Source organism: Pedobacter sp. 01T416_2 (assembly GCF_056398925.1).
In genome coordinates, this window is sequence record NZ_JBFTQI010000659.1 from 1 (window position 1) to 3374 (window position 3374).

3 protein-coding genes are annotated in these 3374 nt (G+C 37.2%); 2 read left to right on the plus strand and 1 reads right to left on the minus strand.

The genetic code is table 11. From position 1 onward, the window contains the following. The first annotated feature begins 263 nt into the window (after positions 1 to 263). Together AC1DPQ_RS21975 and lysA are read left to right on the plus strand one after the other, a co-directional pair. The gene (locus AC1DPQ_RS21975) at positions 264 to 1577 is read left to right on the plus strand and encodes an aspartate kinase (protein ID WP_215128933.1); all 1314 of its coding nucleotides are present in this window, start codon (positions 264 to 266) and stop codon (positions 1575 to 1577) included. A 318-nt stretch (positions 1578 to 1895) separates the two neighbouring features. Then, on the plus strand, positions 1896 to 3065 hold the full coding sequence (lysA, locus tag AC1DPQ_RS21980; protein ID WP_477610875.1) for a diaminopimelate decarboxylase: 1170 nt from the start codon (positions 1896 to 1898) through the stop codon (positions 3063 to 3065). A gap of 64 nt (positions 3066 to 3129) precedes the next feature. On the opposite strand, the gene AC1DPQ_RS21985 is transcribed toward lysA, so the two are convergent. Further along, positions 3130 to 3342 (minus strand): hypothetical protein, encoded by a 213-nt coding sequence (locus AC1DPQ_RS21985; protein ID WP_029275212.1) that lies wholly within the window; start codon positions 3340 to 3342, stop codon positions 3130 to 3132. Positions 3343 to 3374: the final 32 nt, after the last annotated feature.

The following is a 3374-nucleotide window of genomic DNA, read 5'->3' on the forward strand; positions in this document are numbered from 1 at the left end:
GTTTTTTAAATTTAATATCTGGTGTTGAACAAATTTTATTGAATGATGTTTGGTTGAAACGCATTTATTTCAGCACATCCAAATTTTATTTTGTTGAGGGTGTTGCTTTTAAGCTGCTTTTGTTTAATTTCACGCCCCGATACAATAATAAAGAAAATTACATATTCTAGTATTTAAAATTGAAACCATCATAATTTTCTATAGCCAAAAGTAAATAAATAAATTATGATAGCTTCATTACCGTTAAAAACAATAAGCATTAAATGAAAATATTAAAATTTGGGGGTACTTCAGTAGGTAGTCCTGAGCGCATGACGAAGTTGTTGGATATCGTTAATCCAAATGAAGAGCAGATTGTAGTATTATCAGCCGTGTCTGGTACTACAAATAGTTTAGTAGAAATTGCAAATTATTTTTTAGCTGGAGATAAGAAGAAGGGAAGCGAGTGCGTGGAAAATCTATACCAGAAATATAAAGCTTTTGTTGTTGAATTGTTGCCTGCTGACGAGTTTCAAGAGCAGGGAAATGAAGTGATCGATTATCACTTTGGTTTCTTAGCTGGCTTAGCGAACGATATTTTTACTCCAATTGAAGAGAAGGTAGTGTTGGCCCAAGGAGAATTGTTATCTACAACTTTATACCATATTTATTTAAAATCTATCGGCGTACCCTCGGTATTATTGCCGGCTTTAGATTTTATGAAAACGGATGAAGATAATGAGCCTGATATTCCTTTTACAACGAAACATTTAATGCCTCTTTTGGAGCAGCATAAAGACAATAAACTGTTCATTACACAGGGATACATCTGCCGCAACAGTTTTGGCGAGGTAGATAATCTACGTCGAGGTGGTAGTGATTATACGGCATCATTATTAGGTGCAGCAATTATGGCGGAAGAAGTTCAAATCTGGACGGATATTGACGGCATGCACAACAACGATCCACGTATTGTTAAAGGCACTAAACCAATTGCACAGTTATCTTTTGATGAAGCAGCTGAGTTGGCTTATTTTGGCGCAAAGATTTTGCACCCTCAATCGGTTTTCCCAGCACAAAAATATAAAATTCCGGTTCGTTTGTTAAACACGATGGAACCTTCAGCTGCAGGTACTTTGATTACTCACGATAGCGAAAAAGGAAAAATTAAATCAATAGCAGCGAAAGATGGCATCACGGCAATCCGTATCCAATCGAGTCGTATGTTGTTGGCTTATGGTTTCTTACGGAGGGTTTTTGAAGTTTTTGAGCGGTATAAAACACCGATTGATATGATTACCACTTCTGAGGTTGCCGTATCGTTAACCATTGATGAAACAGCTCATTTGCCGCAGATTATCGAAGAGTTGGAAAGTTTCGGAACAGTAGAAGTAGATACCGACCACAGCATTGTATGTGTAGTGGGCGATTTCGGTTCGGAGAAGCATGGTTTCGCCAGCAGGGTTTTAGAAGGTTTAAAACACATTCCGATCCGTATGATTTCTTACGGTGGAAGCAACTACAACGTTTCGCTTTTAATATTAAGTGAGTATAAAACCGAAGCTTTAAGAAGCCTGCACAATAGATTATTCGAATAAGAGGAAAAAAGCGCCGATTATTACCAGTAATCCGATAAGAAAGTGAAAAGCCAGAAAGCTTGCCGGTAGCAAACCGTTTTTATGCTTTTTGTAAGAGTTATACAATCCTGCAGAAAGAATAAGAATAATAAATATGGCAGCTGCTATCTTCATTTTTTGATAAATAAGAGGAACAGTACAATGAAGAGTAACACGATAAAAAACCGGACTTTTCCATTATATTGTTTCTGGGTAATTCTTCCATGCTTTAAATCCAGGTAGTTACCCAAATAAATTAGCCCAAAGAATAAAATTAAAATTATAATAAGGAATTTGAACATGTTCGCCGATAAAGATATATCAAAGTTTAACAATATAGAAACGCCTTTTTACTACTATGATACCGATCTGTTGCAAAAAACCTTGCGTACCTGCGCAGATGCAGCGGCTCCGTATCAATTTCACATTCACTATGCACTAAAGGCAAATTTTAATTCTGTGCTGTTAAACCAGATTAAAGAAATTGGTTTCGGTGCAGATTGCGTGAGTGCAGGAGAGGTGAGAAGAGCAGTTGAAGTAGGTTTTGATCACAAAAAAATCGTTTTTGCCGGAGTAGGTAAATCGGATAAAGAAATCAACGAAGCCCTTGATCTTGATATTTTCTGCTTTAATGTAGAATCTATCCAGGAATTAGAGGTACTAAATGAACTTGCCGGTAAAAAAGGTAAAACAGCTCAGGTGGCTATCCGCATCAATCCCAATGTGGATGCACATACACACCACAACATTACCACTGGTTTAGACGAAAATAAATTTGGGATCAACTCATGGGATTTGCCAGAGTGCGCAGAAACTTTAAAAGCATCTCCAAACCTGAAATTTATTGGTATCCATTTTCACATTGGTTCGCAGATTACCAATTTGGATGTGTACAAAAACCTTTGTGTGCGTGTAAACGAATTTGCAGCCTGGTTTGAAGATAAGGGTTTTAACCTAAAAGTATTAAATGTTGGTGGCGGCTTAGGCATCGATTATTACAATCCTGATCACCAGATTCCTGACTTTGAATCTTATTTTAAGATTTTCAATGAATTTTTGACTGTTAAACCTGGTCAGGAAGTACATTTTGAATTGGGCAGGGCATTGGTTGGTCAATCGGCTTCATTGATTACGCGTGTACTTTACATTAAAAACGGAAAGAAAAAAAATTTCGTGGTTTTAGATGCCGGTATGACTGAATTGATGCGCCCAGCCTTATATCAAGCCTATCACAAAATCGAAAATCTTAGTCAGTCTGGAGTAACGAGTTCGAAGTCCGAAGTCGTTAAATACGATATTGTAGGGCCCATCTGTGAAAGTACCGATTGCTTTGGTAAAGAAGTAGAGCAACCTGAATCGTTCAGGGGCGATATTTTTGCCATCCGCAGTGCTGGTGCCTATGGAGAGGTGATGGCTTCGAAGTATAACTTAAGGGATGCGATAAGATCGGTTTATAGTTCAGAGATATAAATTGTCACATTGAGCCTGTCGAAATGCTTCAAAGTTCTTCGACGGGCTCAGAATGAYAGATCAATTATTTCTTCTTCGACGCTACAAATACAATTACACCAGCTACCAGAATAATACCACCTGCATAAGGAGGCCAATTGATAGATTTTTCTTTATCGGCAGATATTTGAATGGGACCTGCATCAACAATTTTTTCTTTTTTAGTGTAAGAGAAGCCAGTCCAGATGAGCATAGCAATGCCCACAACGATTAATATAATTCCTAATGTTCTGTTCATAATATTATATTTATATCAGAACAGTAATAATG